Annotated in this window: 15 protein-coding genes and 4 tRNA genes; 7 read left to right on the top strand and 12 right to left on the bottom strand. The window is 68.9% G+C overall.

Features of this window, described 5'->3' with window-relative positions; all coding sequences use genetic code 11:
• Positions 1-23: 23 nt before the first annotated feature.
• The 4 genes from E4623_RS20510 to E4623_RS20525 form a co-directional block, all read right to left on the bottom strand.
• On the bottom strand, positions 24-5,564 hold the full coding sequence (locus tag E4623_RS20510) for a DEAD/DEAH box helicase (RefSeq protein ID WP_134768429.1): 5,541 nt from the start codon (positions 5,562-5,564) through the stop codon (positions 24-26).
• On the bottom strand, positions 5,561-6,646 hold the full coding sequence (locus tag E4623_RS20515; RefSeq protein WP_134768430.1) for a hypothetical protein: 1,086 nt from the start codon (positions 6,644-6,646) through the stop codon (positions 5,561-5,563). Before E4623_RS20515 ends, E4623_RS20510 begins: the two co-directional genes overlap by 4 nt.
• Positions 6,646-9,504 (bottom strand): hypothetical protein, encoded by a 2,859-nt coding sequence (locus E4623_RS20520; RefSeq protein ID WP_134768431.1) that lies wholly within the window; start codon positions 9,502-9,504, stop codon positions 6,646-6,648. Before E4623_RS20520 ends, E4623_RS20515 begins: the two co-directional genes overlap by 1 nt.
• A gap of 596 nt (positions 9,505-10,100) precedes the next feature.
• Positions 10,101-10,172: transfer RNA gene (locus tag E4623_RS20525), tRNA-Val, on the bottom strand.
• A 184-nt stretch (positions 10,173-10,356) separates the two neighbouring features.
• Here E4623_RS20525 and E4623_RS20530 point away from each other — a divergent pair.
• Positions 10,357-10,779, top strand: a complete 423-nt coding sequence (locus E4623_RS20530; RefSeq protein WP_134768432.1) for an SsgA family sporulation/cell division regulator — start codon at positions 10,357-10,359, stop codon at positions 10,777-10,779.
• Between the two features lie 6 nt (positions 10,780-10,785).
• On the opposite strand, the gene E4623_RS20535 is transcribed toward E4623_RS20530, so the two are convergent.
• The gene (locus E4623_RS20535; protein WP_134768433.1) at positions 10,786-11,604 is read right to left on the bottom strand and encodes an aminodeoxychorismate lyase; all 819 of its coding nucleotides are present in this window, start codon (positions 11,602-11,604) and stop codon (positions 10,786-10,788) included.
• A 259-nt stretch (positions 11,605-11,863) separates the two neighbouring features.
• On the opposite strand from E4623_RS20535, the gene E4623_RS20540 reads away from it, so the two are divergent.
• The 3 genes from E4623_RS20540 (at position 11,864) to E4623_RS20550 (ending at position 12,165) form a co-directional block, all read left to right on the top strand.
• Positions 11,864-11,936: transfer RNA gene (locus E4623_RS20540), tRNA-Gly, on the top strand.
• A 56-nt stretch (positions 11,937-11,992) separates the two neighbouring features.
• Positions 11,993-12,066, top strand: a tRNA-Cys gene (locus tag E4623_RS20545).
• 24 nt (positions 12,067-12,090) lie between these two features.
• A tRNA-Val gene (locus E4623_RS20550) sits at positions 12,091-12,165 on the top strand.
• A 69-nt stretch (positions 12,166-12,234) separates the two neighbouring features.
• Here the strand turns inward: E4623_RS20550 and E4623_RS20555 are convergent.
• From E4623_RS20555 to E4623_RS20570, 4 genes are all read right to left on the bottom strand, one after another.
• Positions 12,235-15,762: an SbcC/MukB-like Walker B domain-containing protein gene (locus tag E4623_RS20555; protein WP_134768434.1), complete on the bottom strand. Its 3,528-nt coding sequence runs from the start codon at positions 15,760-15,762 to the stop codon at positions 12,235-12,237.
• Position 15,763: 1 nt separating this feature from the next.
• Positions 15,764-16,501, bottom strand: a complete 738-nt coding sequence (locus E4623_RS20560; RefSeq protein WP_134768435.1) for a DUF4194 domain-containing protein — start codon at positions 16,499-16,501, stop codon at positions 15,764-15,766.
• Positions 16,498-17,982 (bottom strand): DUF3375 domain-containing protein, encoded by a 1,485-nt coding sequence (locus E4623_RS20565; protein ID WP_134768436.1) that lies wholly within the window; start codon positions 17,980-17,982, stop codon positions 16,498-16,500. Before E4623_RS20565 ends, E4623_RS20560 begins: the two co-directional genes overlap by 4 nt.
• 91 nt (positions 17,983-18,073) lie before the next feature.
• The gene (locus E4623_RS20570; protein ID WP_134768437.1) at positions 18,074-18,364 is read right to left on the bottom strand and encodes a hypothetical protein; all 291 of its coding nucleotides are present in this window, start codon (positions 18,362-18,364) and stop codon (positions 18,074-18,076) included.
• A gap of 356 nt (positions 18,365-18,720) precedes the next feature.
• Here E4623_RS20570 and E4623_RS20575 point away from each other — a divergent pair, with 356 nt between their 5' ends.
• Positions 18,721-19,614 carry a hypothetical protein gene (locus E4623_RS20575; RefSeq protein ID WP_134768438.1) on the top strand — a complete coding sequence of 298 codons (894 nt, stop codon included), beginning with the start codon at positions 18,721-18,723 and terminating at the stop codon, positions 19,612-19,614.
• A gap of 64 nt (positions 19,615-19,678) precedes the next feature.
• Here the strand turns inward: E4623_RS20575 and E4623_RS20580 are convergent, their stop codons facing one another.
• The 3 genes from E4623_RS20580 to E4623_RS20590 all read right to left on the bottom strand — a co-directional run bounded on the left by E4623_RS20580 (position 19,679) and on the right by E4623_RS20590 (position 23,376).
• Positions 19,679-20,779, bottom strand: a complete 1,101-nt coding sequence (locus E4623_RS20580) for a potassium channel family protein (RefSeq protein ID WP_348537304.1) — start codon at positions 20,777-20,779, stop codon at positions 19,679-19,681.
• 9 nt (positions 20,780-20,788) lie between these two features.
• Positions 20,789-21,895, bottom strand: a complete 1,107-nt coding sequence (locus E4623_RS20585; RefSeq protein ID WP_134768439.1) for a YihY/virulence factor BrkB family protein — start codon at positions 21,893-21,895, stop codon at positions 20,789-20,791.
• An 83-nt stretch (positions 21,896-21,978) separates the two neighbouring features.
• Positions 21,979-23,376 carry a cation:dicarboxylase symporter family transporter gene (locus tag E4623_RS20590; RefSeq protein ID WP_134768440.1) on the bottom strand — a complete coding sequence of 466 codons (1,398 nt, stop codon included), beginning with the start codon at positions 23,374-23,376 and terminating at the stop codon, positions 21,979-21,981.
• A 214-nt stretch (positions 23,377-23,590) separates the two neighbouring features.
• Between E4623_RS20590 and E4623_RS20595 the strand changes: the two genes are divergently transcribed.
• Both E4623_RS20595 and E4623_RS20600 read left to right on the top strand, forming a co-directional pair.
• On the top strand, positions 23,591-24,166 hold the full coding sequence (locus E4623_RS20595) for a hypothetical protein (RefSeq protein WP_134768441.1): 576 nt from the start codon (positions 23,591-23,593) through the stop codon (positions 24,164-24,166).
• A gap of 203 nt (positions 24,167-24,369) precedes the next feature.
• Complete coding sequence (locus tag E4623_RS20600; RefSeq protein ID WP_134768442.1) at positions 24,370-24,993, top strand: hypothetical protein; 624 nt, start codon at positions 24,370-24,372, stop codon at positions 24,991-24,993.
• Positions 24,994-25,026 lie beyond the last annotated feature (33 nt).

A 25,026-nucleotide genomic window follows, 5' to 3' on the forward strand; every position in this document is an offset into this window, starting at 1 on the left:
GGGATCGAAGGTTCGTGGCTCGCTCAAGACAGCCGCCGGATGACGTCACTCGTCGCAAATGGCAGGTTGCGGCTAATGATCAGGTCGTCCACAAGCTTCACCGGGACGCCGTACTCCTTGGCCTCGTGCAGTTCAGGAGTCGGCGCCAGATCGAGCGTCAGCGGGCCGTGCACCCCAATGATGAGTTGCTTGTCGCCCTTGGTAGCCAGGATCGGTACAGGCACTGCTCCAATACCAGGGATGTCGACCGTGACGCCCCGTTCAAGGACAACGTCGCTCAAGTCCCGGCCCTCCAGGTCCGCGAAGAGCTTGTCGGCGGATAGGTCCAGACGCGCGGCGTCCAGCTTCGGCACGTCGCCGTCAAGGAGGTACCGAAGCAGGCTGGCTCCCACCTTGCGGTCGAGCAGGCCGTGTTCAAAGCGGTTTCTGAAGCTGCGCAGGCACTGGTAGCAGGACTCGTCGCAATCGGCCGGGCAGTGCTCCAGACGATCGAGCGCGGCGCGGAAGACGGCCTCCCCGAAGTCGAAGACTCGACGAGTGAAGCCAGCGCCTCCGGCCAGCGTGTCGTATAGGTAGATCTCCGACTCCAAGCCGCGATGCCCGAGCGGCGTAAGGGCTGGGCGGTACTCGGCTTGCAACTCGGTCGCGTCGACGCCGAGCTTCTGAGTGGCGGCGATGGTCAGCGCTTCGGCGATGGTGCGCAACACCACCTCGGTGGCAAGGCGACCGGGAAGGAGCCGCACCGGTTCGTCAACACGGAACCGGAGCAGGAGCACGTCCGACTTGAAGTCCGTGCCGAGCACCAGCCCCCGCGTCGGGATCATGCTGTGACACTCGCGTTCACGGTCGGGATAGGGCTTGAGGTGTTCCCCTCCCAGTACGCCACTGGCAGTCGCCATCGGCTCGATCAAACCGCAGTAGACGCAGTACCTGTACCCCTCAGATCCCGGTCCGGTGTTCGTCACCAGCAGCGTGTGCCGGTCATAAGACTGCGAAATACGGTGCTTGACTGAAGACCACTCGCCCTCCTGCTCCGGCCCCTCCGCCACCAGCTTGGCGCGCGTGGCGTAGCTCTTGGCGGGTGCGTCGTCCGGGCTGGTCCCCGGATCGGTGTAGGCCCGGTGAGCGAATCCCGGCGGACGCATCCAGTTCATGGCTGGGTTCATTTGCGACCCGCACGCGCGACATTCGCGCTCTTCCCGAACCTCAGCCTGGTCGCCCGGGACATGCATCGCGTAGTGACAGATCGGGCACTCGAAGTAGAGCCAACGCTCATTCCAGGCACGTGTGCGGTCCCGCTTCATGGGCGAGTAGATCGCTCCTGACGTCCACTCGCGGTTGTCGATCCAGACCACCTTGCCGGGCGCGTACTGGCTAAGCCCCACGTTGAGGCCTTGGCTCGGCTCGTAGCGGAACTCCGTCCGGAAGGCCTCGGAGCGCCCTTCATCAAAGACGTGGAAGGTGACGACGTCTGTGGGGAAGGCATAGCGAGGCAGGACGCCCTCGTAGAGCAAGCGGTCAAGCAGGTTCGTTTCAGCACGGATCTCGGCGGGCAGTTCCGCGCCGTCCTCCGCTGGTCCCTCACCCTCGACTTCAGACTCCTGCGGGGGTGCGTCGCCCGCCTCTGGCGGAGGCAATTCACCGTTACCCTCCACCCGGAGTGCCTTGTCCAGGATCTCTATCGTGTCCGGGACTAGGCGGTCCAAAATAGCAGCGCGCCGCGGTCCCAGCTCGGCCGGTAGCCAACTGTCTACTTCGGCCGTAATCACCGCCTCGTTCTCGCCCATCCACGCGGCGAGGTCCGTGCGGTTCAGCGGCGAGACAGTGCCGACAAAGCCGGGCACGGTGCCCAGTACCTCGAAGAGCTGCGGCTGCGATTCAGGAGCGATGTCCGGCAGACGGTCTTGGTGGTAACGCTGCAGCAGGTAAGCCGAGACGTGTCGGCGGGCGATCTCGTCGTTGTCCATGGTGAGCGCTGGGTCATCGACGTCGCCCCGGATCATGGCGGCGGGTTCGCGGAAGTATTGGTCGTCGTGGGTGTCGGCGCTTCCGAACGCCACCACCGTGGCCACAGCGTTGCCGCGTCGTCCGGCACGACCAGCGCGCTGCTGGTAATTGGCCCGTGACGGTGGCATGTTGCGGAGCGCGACCCCAGACAGCGACCCGATGTCGATGCCGACCTCCATCGTGGTCGTGCATGACAAGACATCGATTGCCGGTTGCTCGCGATCTGCTTGATTTGGCAGCGTCACGCTGACGTCTTGGAACAGCAGCTCGTACTGCTCGGCGCGAGAGAACACTTCGTCCGATTGGGCGGCACTCAGCTGTGCGGTGTGCTCCCTGGCGATGATGCTCATGGGCGTCATATCGGACTCCAGCGCCCGCACCGTGCTGGCGCGGTAGTAGCCCTTGCGCGCTTGGAAGACGTCGTCCGTATCCGGGTCGAGGACACGCACGTTGTCGGTGCGGCAGTTGACGCATCGCGCCACTCCGGGGAACGGCCGCTGGGTGTACCGACAGTGCTCGCAGTAGCCCCAGTCGTCGGTCGTGTCGAGTGCAACGTTGCGGGCCAGCAGGCGGTACTTGCCGTCCTTCGCCTCACAGAGTTCGCGGAGGAGGATAGGCAGCCAGCTGTCGGTGAACTGCTTTCGTCTCGGGGCATCAGGCAGCCACTTGGTGAGGTTGCCGAACCTGCCCGTGTGCGGGAGGACGCCGCGCGAGACATTCCACCACTCGCCCTCTTGCATCGCGCTGAACCAGATGCCCTTGGTTATCCAGAAGCCAAGCCACATCCGGACTAAGGCGAGCTTCTCCTCGTCCGTCGCGGCAACGCCCGAGATGGACGGCAGATCTGCGAGGAGCTTGGCGGTCTTCACCCCAGTCTCCTTGATCGAGGCCAGCCCGAGCGAGTTCAACCCGTAGTAGCGGTCGGTCAGGGTGGCGTACATCCCCTTGAGCATCGAATGCGGGGGCTCGTCCTGCAGCATGATCAGGCCGATGAGCTGGCTCAGGTCGTCGCTCGTGAACGCGCCTCCTTCGACGGCAGTCGTTACGGCACGCATGACATCCATTGACTCGGCCCCCCGGAGCTCCGGCCGGAGACGCACCTTGAGGATCGCTGCGCCGACCATGGTCGCGAGGAACAGATTCTGCAGACTGAGCTGGTTTCGGATCAGGTCCTTCGACGACAGTTCAGCCCATCCACGGATAATCAGCGGGCGGATCACATCTCGCATCGAGTAGGTCTGGAGGTTCGGCGCCAACCGTGCCGCGACCTGCCGCGAGTCGGAGAACGCCAGGACCTTGCGTCCGCGCAGCGGCGCGAAATCGGAATATGCCTTGCTCGGAGGCTGGACCTCGATCTGTCGGGTGACCAACGCCTGGAAGGGCTGGTCGCCCTTGGTCTGATGATCCTGCACGGACGAACGACCGAACCCGGCGTGGCGACCGCAGACGCCGCACGGGCGGAACTCACCGTTGGCCTCGACATCCTCCGGCTCGTCGTCCTCGTTCTCGGAGTGAACCGTCTGACCGGCTCGGTTGTGCGGGATATAGACGAGTCGGTGCCGCTCGCCGAGACGCTCGGGGTCGAGAGCACCAGTCACCAGGTCAATATCTGCGCGCTGTACTTGCTCCGTGGGCTCCTCCAACAGGAGATCCAGTGCCTGCAGCTTTTGAACCGCCCCGGCTGCTGCCTGAAACGCACCGCCCTGCTCATGCCAGAGAAAGCTCGGATCCGCCGCATCGTCGGTGTACGCCCGAACGTACGAGGTGCCGCAGTGCCGACAGGTGTAGTACTCGAACACCCGCGCCCCGCATCCACACGTGGCTCGTGGTTGCCAGTAGAGCTTGCCAATAGGCCCGCCGCGAAGTGTTTCATCGAGTTCCGAACACTCGGTGTCGATGCAGGCCCACAGTCCGGGCAAGCCGCGGAAGAACCCATGCACTCGGCACGGCAATAGGCCGGCCTCTTCAGGCTTTTCACGAGCCGCGCTGCCGAGCGCCACCAGCGTGGTCACTGCTGCGTCGGCTACTTCTGAGTCGACGCTAGGGAATAGCGTCGGCCCCAGTTCGCTCACTGGCTGGGCCTTGTCCATCGTCTCGTTCACGAGCTGGTTCATCGGGCCGTAGTCATGCAGCGCGTCGAAGAGAAGAGCGGCGACTCCGCGGTCGTCATTCGTGACGCCGCGGGCAGCCAGGAATTCCGCCACTGCAGTGCTCTTGGCGGGATCATCATCGGCGTCGTAATAATCGCGGAGCGGAACGGAACTCAGGAGCGCCGCGTCTGCTGGTGTTCCGGTAGTCGCGTGCTCCCGGTACTTGCGCTTGCCTTCGATAGTGCGGAAGTCGCCGACGTCCTTGCCACTCAGTTGGGCCGCAAATCGTCGGGCGTACTCGGCGTCGCTAAAGCTTGCGCTAGTGGTAATGATCTGCAGCCGGTCCGGGCTGATCCCTAGTCGCGTACGGAGGCGGCGTAGGAGCAGCGCCACCTCGGCGCCAGCTGACCCTCGGTAAAGGTGGGCTTCGTCGACGATGAGCAGGAACCGCGCGTCCGGGTTGTCTGCGAGCCACTGGCGAGTGTGATCAAAGATCGGCCGCTCCAGCGGCCGCATCAGCATGTATTCCAACATCGAGTAGTTCGTGATGAGCACGTCCGGCGGCGCAGCCAGGACCTCGTGGCGTGTCAGCAGTTCGGGATCGCTGGGCAGGGTGACGCCCCGCTGGAAGTTGCCGCTGGCGTCCTTCCACCGCATGTTGGGAGCGCCCCACCAGTCACGGATGTTCGGCTTCGCCGGCCACTTTCCTCGAGCGGCGAGCCTGCTCCGGAGCTCCGTAGCTTCGTGGTGGTACTGAGCGCTGGGGTTCTCCGCGCGGTCATGGATGTCGACGTAGAAGTCTGCGATCGGCCGCAACCGCCGATCATCCCGCTCGCGAGTGCGGATGCCCGGATAGAGCGTGCGGCTGGTGTACCGAGCAAAGCGAGCAGGCCGACCTGCCCAGGCATCGAACTGAGCGGTGACGCGCGGATCACCCAGCAGCAGGCGGAGGCGCCCAAGCTGGTCGTTTACCAGGGCATTCATGGGATAGAGAATCATCGCGCGCACGGCCGGTGCTGCGAACGACTCCGGGTGGTGCGCCGCCTCGGTCGCAAGCTTGGCCACCATTGGAAGAAGGAAGGATTCGGTCTTACCTGAACCAGTACCCGTCGTGATCGCCAGGCTCGAACCGTCGCGCGACGCGTACTCAAGCGCTTCCGCCTGATGGGTGTACGGCGGGTCGAAGAGCAACGAGTCCAGGCCGCCGATCTTCTGGGTCAAACTGCCGAAGAGCGTCTGAACTACGGGATCGAGGTCGAGATCTGCGAACCGTCGGTCTGTGCGGTAGCGCGGCGTGCTTTCAATGAAGGGCTCGCGGTAGATCACGCCCTCGGTCTCCAGCAGTTGCCGCCGCTGCTCAATCACCAGGGGGTGCCCGACGTGGTACGTGGCCTCGATGTAGTCACGCAGCGACGCCCTGATCTCGTCGACCGTCTCTGCGATGGTTGGCGTATCATCAGTCGTCATTTCGTCTCCTTGGGGACCGGCTCCAGCCAGAGCAGTTCTGTAAGCAATTGGATCAGATCAGGCATAGCGGCCTCCGGCACTCGGAAGGCAAATAGGGCGCCAGATGTCACGGCAATCGGCATCCCGACCAGTTGCAGGTACCGCTCGGCGAACCCGGGGATTGGCGAGAAGAACCTGATGAGGCTCGAGCCGCCACCGGCCGTGGGCTCAATGGCGTACCGCTGCGGACGACCACGCTCGGCGTCGATCGCTAGTTGGAGTCGCCAGGCCTCATCCCGCGCGGGAACGACCGGGTCGTCCACTGGGAACTGAAAGATCTTGGTGGCAACACCATCTTCCATCCGAACGGCGCTCCACAGATCGGCGCCATAGGCCTGCGGTCTTCGCGCGACAAAGTCGCCACTATCGGTTGGCCCCGGCTCCCGCCAACGACCTCGGTAGTAGCGAACCGGTGCGATCGGATCGAGGATCTGAAGCCCCTCGATCTCGCCGCCCCTACCAGCAACCTCGAGCCGCTCGGAGGTCCGGCGCACTAGGCTGGCTGCGGGCTCGATACCGGGACTGGCCACCCAGCGCTGTCGATCGAGCCGCAGCAAACCAGCGGCCTTGAGCGTTTCGGGCGCAATCGCCGGGTTCAGCTCAATCACCCGGGTGTGACCCTCACGAGTGGCTTGCGCTGCCAACTCGGAGTTCACGAGCCATGCGCCAAACGGTCGAACGCCGAGCAGCATGTACGTACCTGGTGCCCGCTCGATGTACGAGGGCGGGCCGAGGTAGACGAGGCGGACCATGCGCCCTTGCAACTCCTGGCGAAGCTCCAGCAGATCGCCCGACGCGGTGAGCAAGTCAAGGAGATCCGCGACCTCGTCACGGCTAAGGTCGCCGTCGGTCAGCGGTCGCACGGCCGCCAGTACGGCGTCGATTAGCCGATTAGGGCTCGTTGGGCACAGGAACGATGCGGCGCGACGCAACGAGGCGGCCAATCCCTCTGGGCTGTGCAGGCCAACGAAGTCAGGATCCATGCCGAGCGTCCTCACGCTGAGCGCGGAAGCATCGTCCGGGGTGAGGCTCGAGAGCGTCATCAGAAACCTCGCTGCGCTTCGTCTGGCTCGGCGTAGGCGCGGGACCCGATCACTGCGTAACGGGCAGTTCGCAGCAGCACCGGCGACAGTTTGAGCCGGTCCAGTAGGAAGTTGCGATCCGGCGCGGACCACTGCTGGGTGATGTAACCGAGACGACCGGCCATCGTCAGCAGGAATCGTGCGGCAGACGGGTCCTCGATACCTGACTCCCGGAGGCTGGGCGCGATGACCTCGGCGAAGCCAGGAAGGATCTTCTCGGGCGCCGACCAGTCGTAGAGGTTCAAGCTGATCCGCTTGGCGAGCGCGATATGTCCCGAGGAAACGCCAATCGCGTGCTCCATGTCGTCGAGGTGATCGAGCACCCACTCAGCGTCCGCCGTCGCCAACTTGCGCTCAATCGCGGCCCAGTGCCCTCCGGAAAGCAGCATCGAGGTTGCGCGGGTGATCGCGCCGAGCGCTACCTGCTGCTGGCTCACCGCAAACGGATCTGCGGGTAGGTCGGCGCTCATCCACAGCCAGTGAGCTTCCGCCAGACGCATGATGCCTGCGGTCGACCGGTCCCCGTACGGAACGTGCGGACTTATTGTCCCGAGGGCAAAGACCTGATTGGGCTGCGTCGGCGCTAGGACGGCGGTCGTCACGCCCTCCGCCGTCGCGCGCAGCAATCCACCGCGAGGCGGCAGCGGGATGTCCATACCTTGCTCGTAGTTGGTCGCCGCAAGGGGTTGCTCGACGTCGAAGAATTCGACCGTGGTCTTCTCGCCGTCGGTCTGATCGTGCAGCCGTGCGACGTAACTGCCGTCATGCTCCTTGCGAAAGCGCCAGCGGAGCGGTTGGAAGCCCCGTTCACAGCTAAGCGAGGCCACACCAACGCCGTCACGCTGGACGGTGACCACACACCACTGCGCGTCGTCATAGTGAGCCTTGAACGCGTTCTCGCTCCGGATCCCGCGAGCGAGCGCCGTCCACACATCTTCATCGATAGGCAGCGTTACCTTGCGCCGAACCATGCCTAGTTCGAGGCCGCCTTTGTCGAGTAGAGCGACGACCATCTCGGCGTTCGTCTCCGGAGGGCCGTGAACGGTGACAATGGCGCGCTCGTCCCAAAGCTCAGCCATGGTGGGGCGGGCAGGAGACGCCAGCAGGCGGATGCCCTCGCCAACCGTGGCGTTCTCCGGGCGCACCTGAGGGTCGCGAATGGTGATGACCAAGTCGCCCCTGGTCAGTTCCTTGTTCTCCGCCCCAATGAGCGTTGCGGCAACGAAGTGCGAGCCCACGTCGAGAGAGTCCAGCGAGAGGATCAGTTCGGACTGGCCGGTTGGCCACGATACGAAGTGCGGGTCGCCATCGATCGTGACGAGGCAGCGCTGAGGGGCGACCTCGGCACGAATGCCGAGGATTGCCGGTTCGCCGGCCAACGACTCGACGGCGCCCTCTCCATCCCACGCGCTGGCTACGAGGCCGACCGGTCGAATAGCAACGGTTGCCAGCGAAGACAGACCATGTGCGAGGAGCGCCCGAGCATCGATATCGGGGAGTGGATCCGGGACGTCTAGGCGCCATCCCTTGACGCTTCCCACCGCGAGTGTGGTCGGAGTGCACCAAGGCACGCCGGGGGGTTCTCGGTCAGCTGAGCCAATTAGGACGTACTGGACTCCGGGCCGGAGAAAGCGGCCCTTCACCTCGACAGCGGTGCCCGCTGCCTGCTGGCGGAAGACCCACCACGGCCCACCGGACATAACGGCCTGGTCGGCGATTAGGGCGTTGGCGGGGTCGGTGCCGCGCTCCAACTGGACGAAGGGCTTGGTGGGGTCAGGCCAGGTTTCGAACCGGACCTCCTGACCGCCGTACACCAGGCCGCCGGTTGGAACTGGCCGTCGTCCTCCGTTGACGCGGGCCCGCTTTGTGCGCAACTCGTCGTAGACGTGAGGAAGCCGCTCGCTGAGAGGGGTCATGTCTGGCAACTCAGCGTAGGCGTACCAAGAGCAATCCAGACGACGCAGAAAAAGTCGTGGATCGGTCGCCCGTGGCAGACGCTCCGCGATCGAAGGTGATCGGTTGTCTGACGATGACGGCTTGGAGAAGCCAGATGCTCGCACTCGGTTGGCAGCCCGCTGTGCAGAGGTCAGCCAGTGCCGTGCTTGACGCTCATGCGAGAGGCCCGCGATGAGCCGGTCCAAGGTGGACTTCACAAGATATGGCGATTCACCGTCGTCGCCAAACAGCAGAGCTGCGGCGACCTGCCCCACGAGTCGCGTGTTCTGGCAAAAGTTGCGGAAGCGGCTGTTGTACCACCCAGCGCGTGTTGCGAGGCGAACGCCCAATTCGTCCGGGTCATTCAGCAGCGCCGACGTGAGTCCAGTCCGGAACTCATAGAGCAGCTTGGCCAGTTGGCGCTGGAGGTCCACCGGCAGCACCGCGTGCGTGATGGGCCAGGCGATGATCGTGAACTGGTTTGCCCATGCACCAGTTGGACGCGCGCCACCATACTGGGTGTGAAACCGGACGAACCAGTCACGAATTGTGGACCGTTCCTGGCTTGTCCATCGAGGTGTGAGGGATGAGAACGTGGTCCAGTACTCGTCGCCCTCGTAGCGGTAGCCCATCTCGGCGGCGTAGACGACGAACGGCAGCCAGGTCTTGTGATAGCGCGTGAGAAAGTGGTTCTTGATCCCCTCTCGCACTGCAACGTTGAGCAGTTCAAGGCTTTCGGTCGAGAGATCGTGCTCCAGCGCGAAGACCGGCGAGTTGGGCCCAAGCTCGGCTCGGGCCTCGCGCAGGTCACCAAAGTGGGCAGCGAGCACGTCGTGGAAGTGCTGCAGCAACTCAGCGGTACTGCTTGATGCGACCTCGGACACGCGCTGCTCCCCCTCCTCCCCGTGCGTTGCTCAGTTGTGCGTGCCAGTTTGGCCTAGAGGACCGACACAATCGGGCGGAATGCAAAGAGCAGCACTTCTCAAGAGGCAGTTGGGGGTTGAGGCGCCCCAGGTTTGATACCGCTCCTGTAATCCGCCAGCGCGTTCGTGGGCGACAAAACGGCGAAGGTCCTTCTTCGCCGTCCGCTGATCCTTTCCGTGTGCGGGTTCGACACGACCGCAAATCTGGTGCTGACCCGCGCGCACGTCACCAAGTTCGTCGAGCGGATGCTCAAGACGAACGGTCGGCGGGCCGCTATGGATGCCGGGGCTGCGTGAGGGCGGCCAACTCGTGGCGTCCGTTGATTGCGATGAAGGCCTTGGACGGCCCGTGTATCTATTCAACTGGTCGAGATCTGCCGTGGGGTTGACGCCCCATAGTGGAGTCGATCAGGTCTGCGACAGCGATCACCGCGCCAACCTGCTTTCGGTAGGCACGGACAGCGGCGTCCGCCCGACAGGGAGCGGAATCCGGCATCCACTGTTCCTCGTTAGAGGCTGGACGCGACCAATTGTGCCTCTGACCTGCGGAAACGGAGTGGGCGATACTGGGTTCGAACCAGTGACCTCTTCGGTGTGAACGAAGCGCGCTACCACTGCGCCAATCGCCCCGGGTGCAGTCGCAGACTCTAACGCATGGCTCTGGCCGACTCCCACCCGGTGGTCCGTGGGAAGGACAACCGAAAATAGTTGGTGCGATCTGGCAACCGATCGGCGCCCGGCTGCGTCTCTGTCAGGGAGGGGACAGCACTGTCCCCCTACGCCTGGCCCTCACTCGGACGAGGAACTGCTCCCATGACGCCACCACCGCTTGCTCCCGCGGTCACCGCCGACATCGCCCTGCACTGCGACGACGAACTCGGACGCCCGATGGTGTTCATGGCCACGTTCGCCTACGACGCCGACGATCCGTACGCCGTCCAGGTCACGTTCCACGTGCCCTCCGGCGAGGTCCTGTGGGTGGTGTCGCGTTCGTTGCTGACCCGTGGGCTCGGCGAGCCGGCCGGCGAGGGCGACGTCCGGCTGCGGCCCGACGTCGACGACGACGGCCGCGCCGTCCTCCGGATGGTGTTCCACTCCCCCGAGGGCCTGCTGCGAGTCGACGCGCGGGTCAGCGAGCTGCTGTCGTTCCTGGGGCGCACCTGGCTCACCGTGCGGCCGGGTGAGGAGGTCGTCGACGTCGACGACCTGGTCGCCTCGCTGCTCCCCCGCCCCTGAGCCGTTCTACTTACCGAGCAGCTCGGGCTCGCGGGCGCTCCACGCGGCCGCGGCCTCCCGCGTGAGCGGCCCGACCGCGAGCTCGCGGTCGCCCCACCGCGTGACGGCCTGGACGTCGCGCGTCGTCGACACGAGGAACACCTCGTCGGCCGCCTCCGCGACCCCGATCGGCTCGTCGACCTCCACACCGCCGTACCAGTCGAGCAGGAGGGCGCGGGTGACGCCGGCCAGGCAGCCGCTCGCCAGCGTCGGGGTCCGCAGCTCGCCGTCGACGACGTAGAAGACGTTGGAGCCGGTTCCCTCGCACAGGTGGCCGGCCAGGTTGGCGAAGATCGCCTCGGTGGCGCCCCGGCGGCGGGCCTCGGCCAGCGCGACGACGTTCTCGGCGTACGACGTCGTCTTCAGCCCGGCGAGGGCGCCGCGTTCGTTGCGCGGCCACGGCACGGTGACGACGCTCGTGGTGTCGGAGGTCGGGTCCATCGGCGCGGCGACGACGACCAGCGTCGGGGGGTGCTCGCCGCGGCCAGACCCGAGGGGGGCCGGACCGCCGGTCACCGTGACGCGGATCCTGCCGAGCGCCAGGTCCTGGCCGTCCAGGACGGCGTCCACGCCCTCGCGCACCATCGCGAGGTCGACCACCGGCAGCCCGAGGCCCGCCGCGGAGCGCTGCAGCCGGTCGAGGTGCAGCCCGAGCGCGAACGGCTGCCCGTCCACCACCTTGACCGCCTCGAAGACGCCGTCCCCGACGGTCAGGCCGTGGTCGACCACGCTCACCGCCGGGCCCTTCGGGTCGTCGAGCAGGTGTCCGTCGATCCAGGCGCGCATGGACGCCACTGTAGGGAGACCGACCCCCGGTGGTCTCGACTCGGCTCGCTGGCGCTCGCCGGCTCGACCAACGGGGGTCGGTCCCGGAGCGTCCGCTGCTCGACCAACGGGAGTCGGTCCGCTGTCGAGCCGCGGGGATGGAGTCACCGTGCGAGCGACACGACGACGCGGGGGTCGGTTTGGGCCTCACCCGAGGCATCGGCTACTGTTCTCACGCACTCAGAAACGGGGCCGCAAGGCGCCGGGACGGAGCAAGCAGGCGGACATAGCTCAGTTGGTAGAGCGCAACCTTGCCAAGGTTGAGGTCGCGAGTTCGAGTCTCGTTGTCCGCTCGGAGAGGTCAGTGTTGAAGGGCCTGGGCCTAAGCCCGACCTCCAGCCAGAAGCATGGTGGGTTGGCCGAGAGGCGAGGCAACGGACTGCAAATCCGTGTACACGGGTTCAAATCCCGTACCCACCTCCACAGCACCACACCACAACTCCACACGGACGATTGGCGCAGTGGTAGCGCGCTTCCTTGACACGGAAGAGGTCACTGGTTCAAACCCAGTATCGTCCACCAGCAGCTCCGAGCACCGAGGCCGGTTCCCACCAGGGAGCCGGCCTTCGCTGTGCCACCAGCCGGCGCGCCCTACTCGTCGATCCGGTCGACGTCGCTGATCGGGGTGATCCACGACCGGTGGGTGGTGCTGTTCTTGGTGATCGCGAGCAGGTCGTCCATGTGGGGCTCGAGGCCGGTGACCTTGTCGAGGGGGACGCCGATGATCAGCTGGAAGCCGAGGCCCTTCCAGGCCTGGACGGCGCGGCCGGCGAACTCGGAGTCGGCCTTGACGAAACCCTCGTCGAGGAAGACGGGCGCGAAGCGCGGCCGCGAGCGCATCTCGTCGCCGAGGCGGAAGCGCAGCGCCGAGCCGACGATGAAGGCGACGAGCTCCTGGCTCTCGCCACCGCTCTTCTCCCCCAGCGTCCGGTACGTCGCGCGGAGCTCGCCGGTCAGGTGGTCGTAGCGCTCGGCGCTGATCTCCACGTGGCGGCGTACGTCGAGCAGGCGGTCGCGGTCGGTCGAGGCCGGACCGGACGTGGGGTCGCCGGCCTGGGCGGGCCTGCGCAGCTGCTGCATGAACCGGCTGAGGTCGTCGAAACGCCGCTCGAGGTCGGCCTCGCAAAGCTCGGTGGTCGAGCCGGCCGACAGCGCGCGCAGGTCGCGCATGAACACCTGGACGTGCGCCGGCGCCAGCCGCCGCAGCCGGATCCGGAGCCGGTCGCGCGACGCCCCGAACTCGAGGCGGCGCAGGATCGCGTTGATCGGCTCGAGACGGTCCTCGATGTCCTCGATGGACGCCGCCATCGCACCGACCAGCGGCACGAGGTCCTGGCCGCTCCACTCGGTCAGCCGGCGCCGCCACTCCGAGCGCCGCGCGGCCAGCCCCTTGCCGCGGATCTCGTCGAGGATGCGGGCGTAGTCGGGGTAGGAGTCGGCGCTCGCGCCGAGGTTGGGCGAGTCCCACTGGAGCTTGTAGGCGCGGAAGATGCCGGCCAGCTCGCCGTCGACGCGCTGCGCCTCGCCGTCGACCGACGACACCGCCGCCAGGAGGCGGTCGCGCAGCCGCTGGGAGCTCTCCCCGAACCGGTCGAGGTCGTCGGGGTCGGCGGGCGCGACCGCGGCCGCGAGCTCGGCCGCCAGCCCGGCGTGCTGCTCGTCGGTGAGCACCACGCGACCGGCGGCCTCCACGGCGTCGAGACGGTCGTTGACGGCGTCCTCGGACTCGACCAGCTCGCCGTGCGCGGCGTTCAGCGCCTGCTGGTGCCGCTCCAGGCCGAACCGCTCCTGCCGGGTCGTGTCGAGCCGGGCGTCGAGGTCGTCGATCTGCGTCTGCAGCACCTGCAGCTGGTCGTCGGAGGTGAGGATGTCGGCGCGGCGCTGCTCGAGCTCGACGATCCGGCGGTCGCTGCCGGCCACGTCGACGTCGTCGAAGCGCGCCATCGCGATGGCGTCGTAGGCCTTGCCCTGGAGCCCGAGCACGCGCTCGCGGCGTCGGACCTCGTCGAGCCGGGCGCCGACCTCGTCGAGGCGGCGTCCGACGTCGACGAGCTGGGCGTCGAGCTCGGCGATCGCCTCCTCGTTGGAGAAGCCGATGATGTTGCGGACGTCGCCGCGGCCGTGCGCGCCCCGTCGGCCGCTGCGGGTCTGGCCGGCGGCGGTGACCCGGAAGCCGGGACCGTCGAGGCCCCGGGAGTCGTCGACGCACCGGGCGTTGCGCCCCGACTCGGCGACGTGCCGCTGCACCCACCCCGAGAACGGGGAGTCCTTGAAGAGCAGCTTCCCGGCCACCCGCTCGGGATCGGCCGGGCCGGCGTCGGGCAGGTCGAGCTCGACGCCCTCGAAGGTCAGCCGCCCCGGGAGCCGCAGCCCGTCGATCGCCGCGGAGAACGACGCGAGCCGGTCGAGCGGCACCAGCATCGTGCGCGCGGTCGCCCCGAGGACGGTCTCGATCGCCGTCCGCCACCGGGTCTCCTCGGGGGCGACGTCGATCAGCTCGGCCACGAACGGGAGCTCGGAGGCCGAGAGCCCGCTCGCCTCGGCGACCGCCGCGCGCAGTCCGTCGAGCTGCGCGGGCACCCGCCCGGCCCGGGTCTCGAGCGAGGCGCGCTCCCGACGCAGCTCGGCCTGCTCGGACATGAGCGGCACCTGGTGCTGCAGGACCGCCTGGTGCTCGGCCCGCAGGGCGACCTGCTGCTCGTCGGCCGCGGCCAGCCGCTTGCGCGCGAGCACCTGCAGGTCGGCGAACGCGGACGCCGAGTCGAGCGCGGAGTCGAGGTCAGGAAGGTCGGGGTCGGTCAGGGTGTCGGTCGGCCCGACCAGCGGGTAGACCCGCTCCTCCAGCTCGGCGAGCCGGTTGCCGCGCTCCTCGCGGATCACCCGCTCGTGCTCCACCTGCGCGGCCAGCGCCTGCAGGTCGCCGCCGCCGGCGGCGCGGTGGGCCTCCTTGGCGGCCTCGAGGTCGCCGACGAGCCTCGCCTCGGCCGACCGGGTGGCGGTCAGCGCCTCGGACGTCGCGGCGCGGTCGGCACGGTTGGTGACGACGGCCGACTCGAGCAGGCGCCGGTGGGTGCGCAGCAGCCACAGCCGCAGCGGGGTGTCGCCGGCCTGCGTGACGCCGTACGAGTCGAGCTCGGCCAGCCGCCTCGCCGCGGCGACCCGGCGCTCGTGGAGCCCGGTGATCGGCTCGAGCAGGTCGAGCTTCTGCTCCTCGGTGCGCATCGCGGAGTACGCCGTGTCGAGGTCGTCGAAGTGCTCGATGGCGCGGTCGGCCGCGGCGTAGGTCGACGGCCGCTCCAGCACCATGTCCTTGTAGAGCTCGTCGACGCTGCGCACCTGGTTGCCGGCCTGGATGCGCGCCAGCAGCCGCAGCGCCTTGGCGCCGTCGCCGTTGGCGCCGATGCCGAGCCGGGCGTGCAGGACCGCCGAGAACTCGGCGTAGGTGCGGTGCACCCGCAGGCCGGGGTAGAGCTTCTTGAGCGTGTGGGCGTGGAAGCGCTCGGGGACGGCGACCTCCAGCGTCTCCAGCGCGAGCGGCCCCTCGTAGGTCGCCAGCTGCATCTGGACGTCGGCCGGTCGCGTCGCGCGCCGCGGCACGTAGTAGATGCGTGCCGCGGTGAACCGACCCCCGAGGTCGTTGACGAACGTCATCGCCACCGCGCCCCAGGTGTCGGCGCCGCTGCCGCGCAGCAGCACCTCGACGGGCCGCCCGGTGCGCGGGTCGTCGACGACGTCGACGGCGCCGCGCAGGTAGGAGAGCAGGTTGCGCTGCCCGACGCCGCGGGCCCGGCCCGCGACGGCGTCGTTGGAGGCGCCGTTGAACTTGGTGTCGGACGGCATCATCAGCGCGGTGTAGGCGTCGAGGACGGTGCTCTTCCCGACACCGGAGGCGCCCGAGATCATCGTCGTGTCGCCGCGCAGCGGCACCGATGTGAGCCCACCGAAGCCGCCCCAGTTGACCAGCTGCAGCAGCGTCGCCCGCCACTGCACGGTGTCGTCGGCCGGCGCCGAGACGACCCGCTCCTCGAACAGGCCCTCGCCCGGCTCCCCGTCGACGTCGTCCTCGACGGCCTCGACGTCCTCGACGCCCTCGACGTGCTCGACCTCGTCGATCGACATCTCAGCCCTCCCCTGCCTCGTCGACCGCCACGTCGAGGGGCACGTCGGCCTCGTCCTCGACGGGGGTCGTGCCGTTCGCCTCGCGCAGCGCCTCCAGCAGCTCCTGGAGCAGCTCGAGCGGGAGCAGCGGCTCGACGGCCTCGCTGATCTCGTAGCGGTCGTCGCCGACGGCGCCGATGAGCAGGCCCGACTTCACGACGGTGGCGACGGCCGCGCGGGCCCGCTTCTCGTCGCCGGCCTCGTCGGTGGCGTGCGGCGGCCGGAACGTCTCGACGTAGGCCACGACGTCCTCCCGGTCGACGTGGACCCGCGCGTCGCCGCCGGCGTGCCCGGCGCGGAGCCGGTCGCGCAGGTGCACCAGCACCAGCGTCTCCTCGCGCGACCAGGCGGCGTCGTAGAGCAGGGTCGGGAAGCGGCTGCCGGTCTCGGAGACCGCCTGCCGCTTCCACGCGACCTCGCGGGTCCGGTCGACGGCGAGGTCGAGGAACAGGTCGTTGAGCCGCGAGCGCAGCACCCGCTCGTGGTCGAGGAGCACCTGCCAGTCGCGCGGGTGGGTGCGGGCGCTGATGAACCGCTGCTTGAGCAGCGTGACGAGGGCGTGGCGCTGGGCGTGCTCGAGCCCGCCCTCGTCACCCTCGAAGAGGGAGACCGAGCCGTCGTCGAGGACGTCCCCGTCGGGGCCCCCGTCGAGGTCCCCGTCGCGCTCGTCTCGGACGTCGATGTCGGTGTCGACACTCATCGGGTCGCCTCTCGCAGGTCGGGGTCGGGCAGGGGCAGCCGCGGCACGGCGAAGGTGCGGCGCGTGCCGTCGGGCCGGACGGCGGCGAACGACTCCGCGACGTCGTCGGCCTCCCACTCGTGGTCGGCGGCCAGGTGGAGCAGCCCGAGGATCTCCACCGGGCGACGCAGCGACGGCTCGAAGCCCGCGAACAGCTCGCCCAGCGAGGCCGCCGGCAGCAGCGAGCGCAGCGCCTCGTCGAGCCGCTCGCGCAGCGACGTCAGCTGCGGGCCGCCCTGCGCCATCAGCCCGGCCAGCGACACCGGCGGGGCGTCGTCGGGGTCGCCGGCGCCCAGGCGGTCGGGCAGCACGTCGTCGGCGGGGTCGTGGAACCGCTCGCGCAGGTGGTCGACCCCGGCGCGCATCGGCAGGAGGGCCACGTCGTGCGTGGCGCGCGGACCCGTCGTCGCCATCCAGGTGGTCAGCTCGGACTCGACCTGCCGCAGAGTCTGCTCGAGCTCGCGGTCGCGGACGGCGTCGTGGGAGACGATGTACTCCTTCAGCGTCGCCGTCACGCGCGAGCGCTGGGCGAGCACCCGGTCGAGGCCGTCGCGCACCAGCCGCACGGTGCCGCGCAGCTCGGCGCGCTCGGCCTCGCTGAGGATCGCGCCGGACAGCGGGTGCTCGAGCAGTGCGGTGAGGTCCTCGCGGAGCTGGGTGACCAGGGCGTCGTCGCGCAGCAGGGCGAAGGCGCCCTCGAACGCCCGCCCCTCGTGGGTGGCCGTCATCAGCGCGTCGGCGCGGGTCAGGTAGTCGTCGATGACCTCGCCGGCCGGCCGGTCCTCCGCACGGAACGCCGCGAGGATCTCGCCGCGAATGGTGCTGAACCGCTCCTCGACGCGCGCGAAGTCGCTCGGCAGCGCCGAGACCAGCGACAGCAGCTCGGTGAACCCCTCCAGCATGTAGTCCTCGGTGGCACCGACCAGCTCGGCGCCCTCGACCAGCCGGTCGCGCTCGGCCTGCAGCCGGGCGATCTCGGCGTTGAGGATGGTGACCCGCGCCGTGCGGTCGGGGTTGGCCTCGGCGTTGAACCGGCGCACCGAGCCGAGGATCGTCGAGATCCGGTGCTCGCTGAGCGTGGCGCGATCACGGGAGAGGTTCTTGACCAGCTCGAGCGCCTGCTGGGCGTGGGAGGTCAGGGTGTAGACCTCGTGACCGGTCTCGTCGAGCGAGCGCACCAGCCACTGCCCGCGCATCCAGCGGTGGCAGAGGTCGCGGCCACTCCCCTGCGGCACGTCGCCCTCCCCTGCCAGCCGGACGGCGGCCAGGTGCTCCTCGACCTGCGCGTGCAGTCGCGCCGTCGGGATCGGCTTGTTGTTGCGCCCGAACGCCGTGCGGAAGATCGTGATGACGACGTGCGCCTGGCGCTGGTGGAGCAGGGCCAGGGTGGGCTGCGCGAAGGCGTCCTTGACCCGCGCCAGCTCTGCGGCGACCTCGCTCATCTGCCCTCCCCCGGGACGTCGTGCGCGGCGTCCCGCGCGCCGCAGAGCATTCCAGAGGCCCCCGACGGGCCGACGGGCGGCGTCCGGGCCCTCAGTCCTCGGGAGCCGGGGGGAAGCAGGTCGCCGCCCACTCCTGGACGGCGGCGACGAGATCGGCCACGGTGACGGCGGGCGTCGCGATGCGGAGGTAGACGCTGCGGTCCTCGAGCCCCTCCACCATCGCGTTCAGGCTCGGGCCGGCGGTGACGGTCGGCAGCACCGTCACGCCCACGAACGCCGGGTCGGACGCGAGTCCGTCGAGGAAGCGCGCCTCCTGGTCGAGGTCGTCGACGTAGACGACCTCGATCGTGGTCTCGACCCAGCCTCGGAGCTCGTAGGGCATGCACGTGACTGTACGGAGGAGCGTCGCCGATCTTGGGGTGGTGGCATCCCCCCGGGGGCGTTAGGTTCGAGAACGGTTCGACGCAGCAACGTCCCCCATGGCTGCGTCGCACCCACGGCGCCCCGCCGGCTCCATCTGGTGGGGCTCCGTGCTCCCCTGCCCTCGTACGGCCGGGCTCGGTGGTCGTCGGCCCGATCTTCGGTATTTCGCTGCGCGCCTTGCGCCGCCCGGCTATCGTTGCTCCTGTTGGACCGCTGGAGACCCGAGACTCCGGCGGTCCGACTCTTTTTCCCGGGGTGGACGCCCCCTGTGGAGGACGGGACGCAGCCGGGCCACTGATCGTCGATCCTGGTCCGGTGACGGTGGTCGAGCTGATCGAGGAGGCGGGCGGGTACCTCCCGCGAGCCGCCCTCGTCGCCGCGACGTCCCGCGCCGAGGTCGACGCCGCGCTCGCCGCCGGCCTGGTCGTGGCCTCCGGCAGGGGCCGCTACACGACCGCGGCCACCGGCGCCGCCGTCCGCGCCGCCCAGCGCGTCGGCGGCGTGCTCTGCCTGACCAGCGCGGCGCTCCACCACGGCTGGGAGGTCAAGCTCGTGCCCGAGCGGCCCCACGTCGCCGTGCCGCGCGGCCGCAAGATCAGCCGGGCGCGCCGCGACGGCGTCGACCTGCACCGCTACGACCTGCACCCCGGCGACCTGGTCGACGGCGTCGCCACCGACGTCGAGACCACGCTGCGCCACTGCCTCACCCGGCTGCCGTGGGACGAGGCGCTGGCCGTCGCCGACTCCGCGCTGCGCCACGACGCCGACCCGGCTGCACTGCGCCGCGCGGCCGCCTGCAGCGGGCACGGCTCGCGGCAGGCCCGCCGGGTGCTGGCCGAGGTCGACGCCGACGCAGCCAACCCGTTCGAGTCCGTGACCCGGGCGATCGCCCTCGACGTGCCGGGCCTGACGGTGCGCCCCCAACGGACGGTCCGGACCCCCTGGAGCACCGCGCGGCCCGACCTCGTCGACGAGGAGCTGAGGATCGCGATCGAGTGCGACTCGTTCGAGTGGCACGGCGGTCGGGCGGCTCTCGCGAAGGACGCGAGGCGCTACAACCTGCTCGTCGTCGACGGGTGGCTCGTCCTCCGCCTCGCCTGGGAGGACGCCATGTTCGACCCCGCGTACGTCCGCCGGGTGCTGGTCGCGGCCGTCGCTCTCGTACAAGCACGTACACCTCGGGCCACGTGCCGCTGCGGCGCCGCGTAGCTCCGGGCCTCGGCGGCCCCGGTCGGCCCCGATCGGCCGTGGTGTACGTGGTTGTCCGCCCGCGTCAGTCCTCGTCGGAGGCGAAATCCTCGTTGTGGGTGCCCGGACGCGGCGCCCAGGGCAGCTCCTTGGCCGGCCGGACGACGACGAGCCGGTCGCCGCGGGCGAGCAGGGCGACCACCGGGTCGAAGTAGCGGTAGACCTTCTCGTCGCGCACGACCGCGATCACCTGGTCGGCCACGCCCTGCGGCTGCTTGCCCACCTCCGACACCAGGAGCTCGCGCTCGGCGACCTCGAGGCCCTCGCCGTAGGTCAGCAGGTCCTCCATCACGGTGCCGAGCGTCGGCGACAGCGTGGAGAGACCGAGCAGCCGGCCCACGGCGTCCGAGGACGTGATGACCGAGTTGGCGCCGGACTGGCGCATCAGCGGCGCGTTCTCCTGCTCGCGGACGGCGGCGACGATCCAGGCGTCCGGGTTGAGCTGGCGCACGGTGAGCGTGGCGAGGACGTTGGAGTCGTCGCGGTCGGTGGTGATGATGACCTGGTCGGCGTCGGCGACGCCGGCGCGGCGCAGCACCTCGCGGCGCGTCGCGTCACCGGTGACGACGGCCAGCCCGTCGGCGTGCGCCTCGGCGAGCGCGGTGGCGCTGGGGTCGACGATGACGACGCTCTCGCGGTCGTAGCCGTTGTTGACGAGCGTCTCGACGGCGCTTCGTCCCTTGGTGCCGTAGCCGACGACGACGATGTGGTGACCCACGGTCTTCCTCCAACGAGCGATGCGGATGAGCTCGCGCCCCTGCGAGGCGAGCACCTCCAGCGTGGTCCCGATGAGCAGCACCAGGAAGGCGATGCGGGCCGGGGTGATGACGAGGGCGTTGATCAGGCGGGCATTGTCGCTGGCGGGAGCGATGTCGCCGTAGCCGGTCGTGCTGAGCGTGACGGTCGTGTAGTAGAACGCGTCGATCAGGCTGATGGTGTTGGTCGGGTCGCCGTTGTCGTTATAGCCCTCGCGGTCGAAGTAGACCAGCGCGACGGTGCCGACCAGGATGCCCAGCGCCATGAGGAGGCGCTTGCCCAGCTGCCACCACGGTGAGCGGTTGCGCTCGGGGAGGTTGACCTTCCCCCGGCTGCTGCTCCGCGCGCCCTCGGAGTCGGTGTGGCTCACGGGGTGAACCTAGTCGGTGCGGGGCGGCGGGTCGCCGACGGCACGCTCGGACGGCGCCGGCTCGGTCGGCGCGGCACGGCGCACCACCCGCACCGGCTGGGTCAGGGCGGGCGGGTCGGGCGGGTCCGGCCGCTCGGGAGGGACCGGCGTCGTCTCGCGGGTCATCACCGTCCGCAGCCGCGTCATCAGCTCGAGCCGGGCCCGAGTGGTGTGCTTCTGCGGGAAGACCTGGTCGAACGCCGCGTTGACGGCCGCCCCGATCAGCACCGCGATCGCGACCAGGTACAGCCACAGCAGGACGGCGATCGGTGCGGCCAGGGGGCCGTAGATCGACTTGGAGTCGGCCGCCGTCGCGGTCAGCACCCAGCGCAGGACGTAGGAGCCGAGGATCCACGCGACGAGCGAGAACGTCGCACCGGGCAGGTTGAAGCTCCAGTTCGTCTTCACCGGCACCGACACGTGGTAGAGCGTCGCGAGGAAGCAGACGCACACGACGATGACGATCGGCCAGTAGAACTGCATCAGGAAGTCGGCCCGCTCGGGCAGCCAGGCGCGCACCAGTCCCGGACCGGCGATGACGAGCGGGATCGAGATCGCGCCCGTGATCACCGCCAGGATGTAGAGCACGAACGAGAGCGCCCGCGTCTTGACGATCCCGCGGTGCCCGCCGAGCCCGTGCATGATCGTGATGGTGTCGACGAAGACGTTGAGCGCGCGCGAGCCCGACCACAGCGAGAGCACGAACCCCAGCGAGATGACGTCGAGCCGACCGCCGTCGAGCACCGACTCCATCGTGGGGTCGATGACCTTGTCGACGGCGGAGTCGGTGAGGAAGGTCGAGGTGAAGTCGAGGATCGCGCGCCGGACGTCCTCGACCTGGTCGGCGCTGAACCGGGCGGACACGTAGCCGATCCCGCCGGCCAGCGCGAACACCAGCGGCGGCACCGACACGACGGCGAAGAACGCCCCCTCCGCGGCGAGCCCGGTCACCCGGTAGCGCAGGCAGGAGGAGACGGTGGTGACGACCAGCCGCCACAGCGTGTGGGCGGCCCGGCGGGCGAGGTCGGGGGCCCGGGACGACGCCGCGGCGGCGTCGTCCGAGGGCTCCGAGGGCATGACCGCCACGCTAACGAGTGGCGGGGCCGGGATCGGGGATCCGCGGCCCCACCACTCGGGTGAGATGGACGACGTCCGGCCGGCTAGGCCTTGGCCGGCTCCTTCTCGAGCGCGCCCCCCGGTGTCGAGTCGCCCGCCTCGACCGGCTCCGGCTCGTGGTCGTCGAGCATCGTGGTCTCGTCGAAGGGGTCGTGCCCGCCGAGCACGGCGTCGAGCTTGGCCCGGTCGAGGCCGCCGGTCCAGTGCCCGACGAGCACGGTGGCGACGGCGTTGCCGGCGAAGTTGGTGACCGCGCGGGCCTCGCTCATGAAGCGGTCGATGCCGACGATGAGGCCGACGCCGTCGACCAGCTCCGGACGGTGCGAGCTCAGGCCGCCGGCGAGGGTGGCCATGCCGGCGCCGGTGACGCCCGCGGCGCCCTTGGAGGCGATCATCATGAAGAGCAGCAGCGAGATCTGCTCGCCGATCGACAGCGGGTCGCCCATCGCCTCGGCGATGAACAGCGAGGCCATGGTCAGGTAGATCGCGGTGCCGTCGAGGTTGAACGAGTAGCCGGTCGGTACGACGACGCCCACGGTCGGCTTGTCGACGCCGGCGTGCTCCATCTTGGCGATCAGGCGGGGCAGCGCCGACTCCGACGACGACGTCGACACGATGAGCAGGAACTCGCGGCCGAGGTACTTCAGCAGGCTGAAGAGGTTCACGCCGGTGGCGAGCTTGAGGATGGTGCCGAGGACGACGAAGACGAACAGCGCGCAGGTCACGTAGAACCCGATCATCAGCACCGCGAGGCTCTTGAGCGCGTCGGCTCCGGTCGCGCCGACGACGGCGGCCATGGCTCCGAAGGCGCCGACCGGGGCGGCCCACATGATCATCGCCAGGACGCGGAAGACCAGCTTCTGGATGGTGTTGATGCCGCGCAGGATCGGCTCGCCGGCCCGGCCCATCCGCTGCAGCGCGAACCCGACGAGCAGGGCGACGAGCAGGGTCTGGAGCACCTCGCCGGAGGTCAGCGAGGAGAGCATCGAGTCGGGGATGACGCCGAGCAGGAACTCCGACGTGCTCCCGTGGCCGGCCTTCGCCTGCTCCTGGCCGGCGCCGGCGACCTCGTCGTCCAGGTTGAGGCCGTCACCGGGGTGCAGGATGTTGCCGACGACCATGCCGATGGCCAGGGCGAAGGTCGACATCGTGATGAAGTAGCCGAGCGCGAGCCCGCCGACCTTGCCGACCCGGGCGGCGTTCGCCACCGAGCCGACGCCGATCACGATCGTGCAGAAGATGACCGGCTGGATCATCATCTTGATGAGGGCCACGAAGGCCTCGCCGAGCGGCTTGAGCTCGACCGCGAAGGTCGGGAACAGGATCCCGACCGCGATGCCGAGGACGACGGCCGCGATCACCGCGAGGTAGAGGTAGTGGGTGCGGTTCTTGACCTGACGCGGTGGGGACTGCGGCGCGTGCGCCGACGGCGTGGTGCTCATCGATCCTCCTGGTGGTGCCCGGGGGCGGCCGGGCACGTCCCGACACCCGTCACCCTGGTGGCTGCTGTGACGCCGGTCACCCTTGTGTTCGTTGTGTTCGCCACCACACCGCCGCCACGCCGTTCTCCACAGGGCCGGGTTCTCCGGTTCCCGATCGGCCGCGGTCGGAGTAACTTGCGTGCCCTGACGTCGGTCACTCGGAAGGACCACGCGGATGCACCCTCGACAGCTCGCCGCCCCAGCCGCGGCCCTCGCCCTCGCCCTCGGGCTCGCCGCGTGCAACGGCGATCCGGAGCCGAAGGTCGAGGACCCGCCGCCGTCGACCTCGACGTCCACCCTCGACCCGGCGACCTCCGCTCCGCCGACGTCTGAGCCGACGTCTGAGCCGACGTCTGAGCCGCCAGCGGACGAGACGCCGGAGCAGTTCATCCGACGATTCCAAGCAGCCTCGTCTGCGATGCAGTCCTCCGGTGAAACACAGCCTTACCTCGACTTGACTCAGAACTGCCAGTCTTGCGAAGACCTAGCCGATGAGGTCGACAGGGTCTACTCGGCAGGCGGATACGTCGAGCTTGGCGATGAGTTGGTACGCCGCATTAAACGCGTGGGCGGAGTGGATGGCATCGCCATCATGGAGTACGACCTCCAGATCGGTCCGACCACAATCTTTGATTCCGCCGGTGCTGCTGTCGATCAGTTTCCCGGAGGAACCGATCGATTCCAGCTGAACGTTCGGCTGGAGGACGGCAGCTGGAAAGTGTTGCGTCTGAATCGGCTAGTGGATCAATGAAGTCCCGGTCCACAGCGTCCGCAGCCCTCATCGCTCTTCTTGTTGTTGCGATCCCCAGCAACGCCGCCGCCGATCCCGATGATGGAAGTGCTTCCTGGCAGGGAGCGCACGTGCAAACCCAATCTTCTGGCGCATCCCAACCTGGGACGGCGGAAGCGAGTGCCTCCGGCAACGGTCAGTACACATACACGGTCAGCTGCGGCATGGGAGGTCAGTACGTCTGTTATGACCCGCAGCCCTGTGCCGAGGTCGGGTCGGACGGCCAGAGCTACGAAGGCGTCCTGTACGACGTCGTCGCTCCAGTCGGGGCCGTCGTCGGACAGACCTGCGTCACCGACGCACCGGGCGAGCCCGCCGCGCCACCCCAGGTCACGCCCGGCATGGTCGTGCGCGCGTTCAAGGCGCTGGCGTGGCCGGCCAGCGAGCTGACCATCCAACCTCCCGAGGGCCGCACCGCGGTCAACTTCGACACCTACTTCTTCACCGACGACACCGCCCCGATCACCCGCCAGGTCCGGCTCCTGGGCCAGCAGGTCGCCATCGAGGCCACTCCGAGCGAGTTCACCTGGCACTGGGGCGACACCACCGTCGAGACCACTGCCGGCCCCGGCGGGCCCTACCCGCGGGGCGACGTCGTCCACCAGTACCGCAGCAAGGGCGACGTCTCGCCGAGCCTCGACACCACCTACACCGGTCGCTACCGCGTCAACGGCGGACCGTGGGCACCGATCCCCGCCACCCACACCGTCCCCGGCCCGCCCGAGGCGCTCGAGGTCGTCGAGGTCCGCCCCACCCTCGTCGGCGGCACCGGCAGCGCCTACGGCTGACCTCCCGCCAAGCGTCGTCGGTGCGGCAGGATG

It is taken from the genome of Nocardioides sp. 1609, assembly GCF_004522105.1.
GTDB lineage: Bacteria > Actinomycetota > Actinomycetes > Propionibacteriales > Nocardioidaceae > Nocardioides.

Coding starts and splice junctions, on each gene's coding strand:
- E4623_RS20565 (WP_134768436.1), bottom strand. CDS start 17,982: ATGAGCGAGGTCGCCGCAGAGCTGGCGCGGGTCAAGGACGCCTTCGCG.
- E4623_RS20535 (WP_134768433.1), bottom strand. CDS start 11,604: ATGCGCGCCTGGATCGACGGACACCTGCTCGACGACCCGAAGGGCCCG.
- E4623_RS20585 (WP_134768439.1), bottom strand. CDS start 21,895: ATGCCCTCGGAGCCCTCGGACGACGCCGCCGCGGCGTCGTCCCGGGCC.
- E4623_RS20570 (WP_134768437.1), bottom strand. CDS start 18,364: ATGCCCTACGAGCTCCGAGGCTGGGTCGAGACCACGATCGAGGTCGTC.
- E4623_RS20600 (WP_134768442.1), top strand. CDS start 24,370: ATGGGAGGTCAGTACGTCTGTTATGACCCGCAGCCCTGTGCCGAGGTC.
- E4623_RS20530 (WP_134768432.1), top strand. CDS start 10,357: ATGACGCCACCACCGCTTGCTCCCGCGGTCACCGCCGACATCGCCCTG.
- E4623_RS20510 (WP_134768429.1), bottom strand. CDS start 5,564: ATGACGACTGATGATACGCCAACCATCGCAGAGACGGTCGACGAGATC.
- E4623_RS20560 (WP_134768435.1), bottom strand. CDS start 16,501: ATGAGTGTCGACACCGACATCGACGTCCGAGACGAGCGCGACGGGGAC.
- E4623_RS20515 (WP_134768430.1), bottom strand. CDS start 6,646: ATGACGCTCTCGAGCCTCACCCCGGACGATGCTTCCGCGCTCAGCGTG.
- E4623_RS20595 (WP_134768441.1), top strand. CDS start 23,591: ATGCACCCTCGACAGCTCGCCGCCCCAGCCGCGGCCCTCGCCCTCGCC.
- E4623_RS20555 (WP_134768434.1), bottom strand. CDS start 15,762: ATGTCGATCGACGAGGTCGAGCACGTCGAGGGCGTCGAGGACGTCGAG.
- E4623_RS20590 (WP_134768440.1), bottom strand. CDS start 23,376: ATGAGCACCACGCCGTCGGCGCACGCGCCGCAGTCCCCACCGCGTCAG.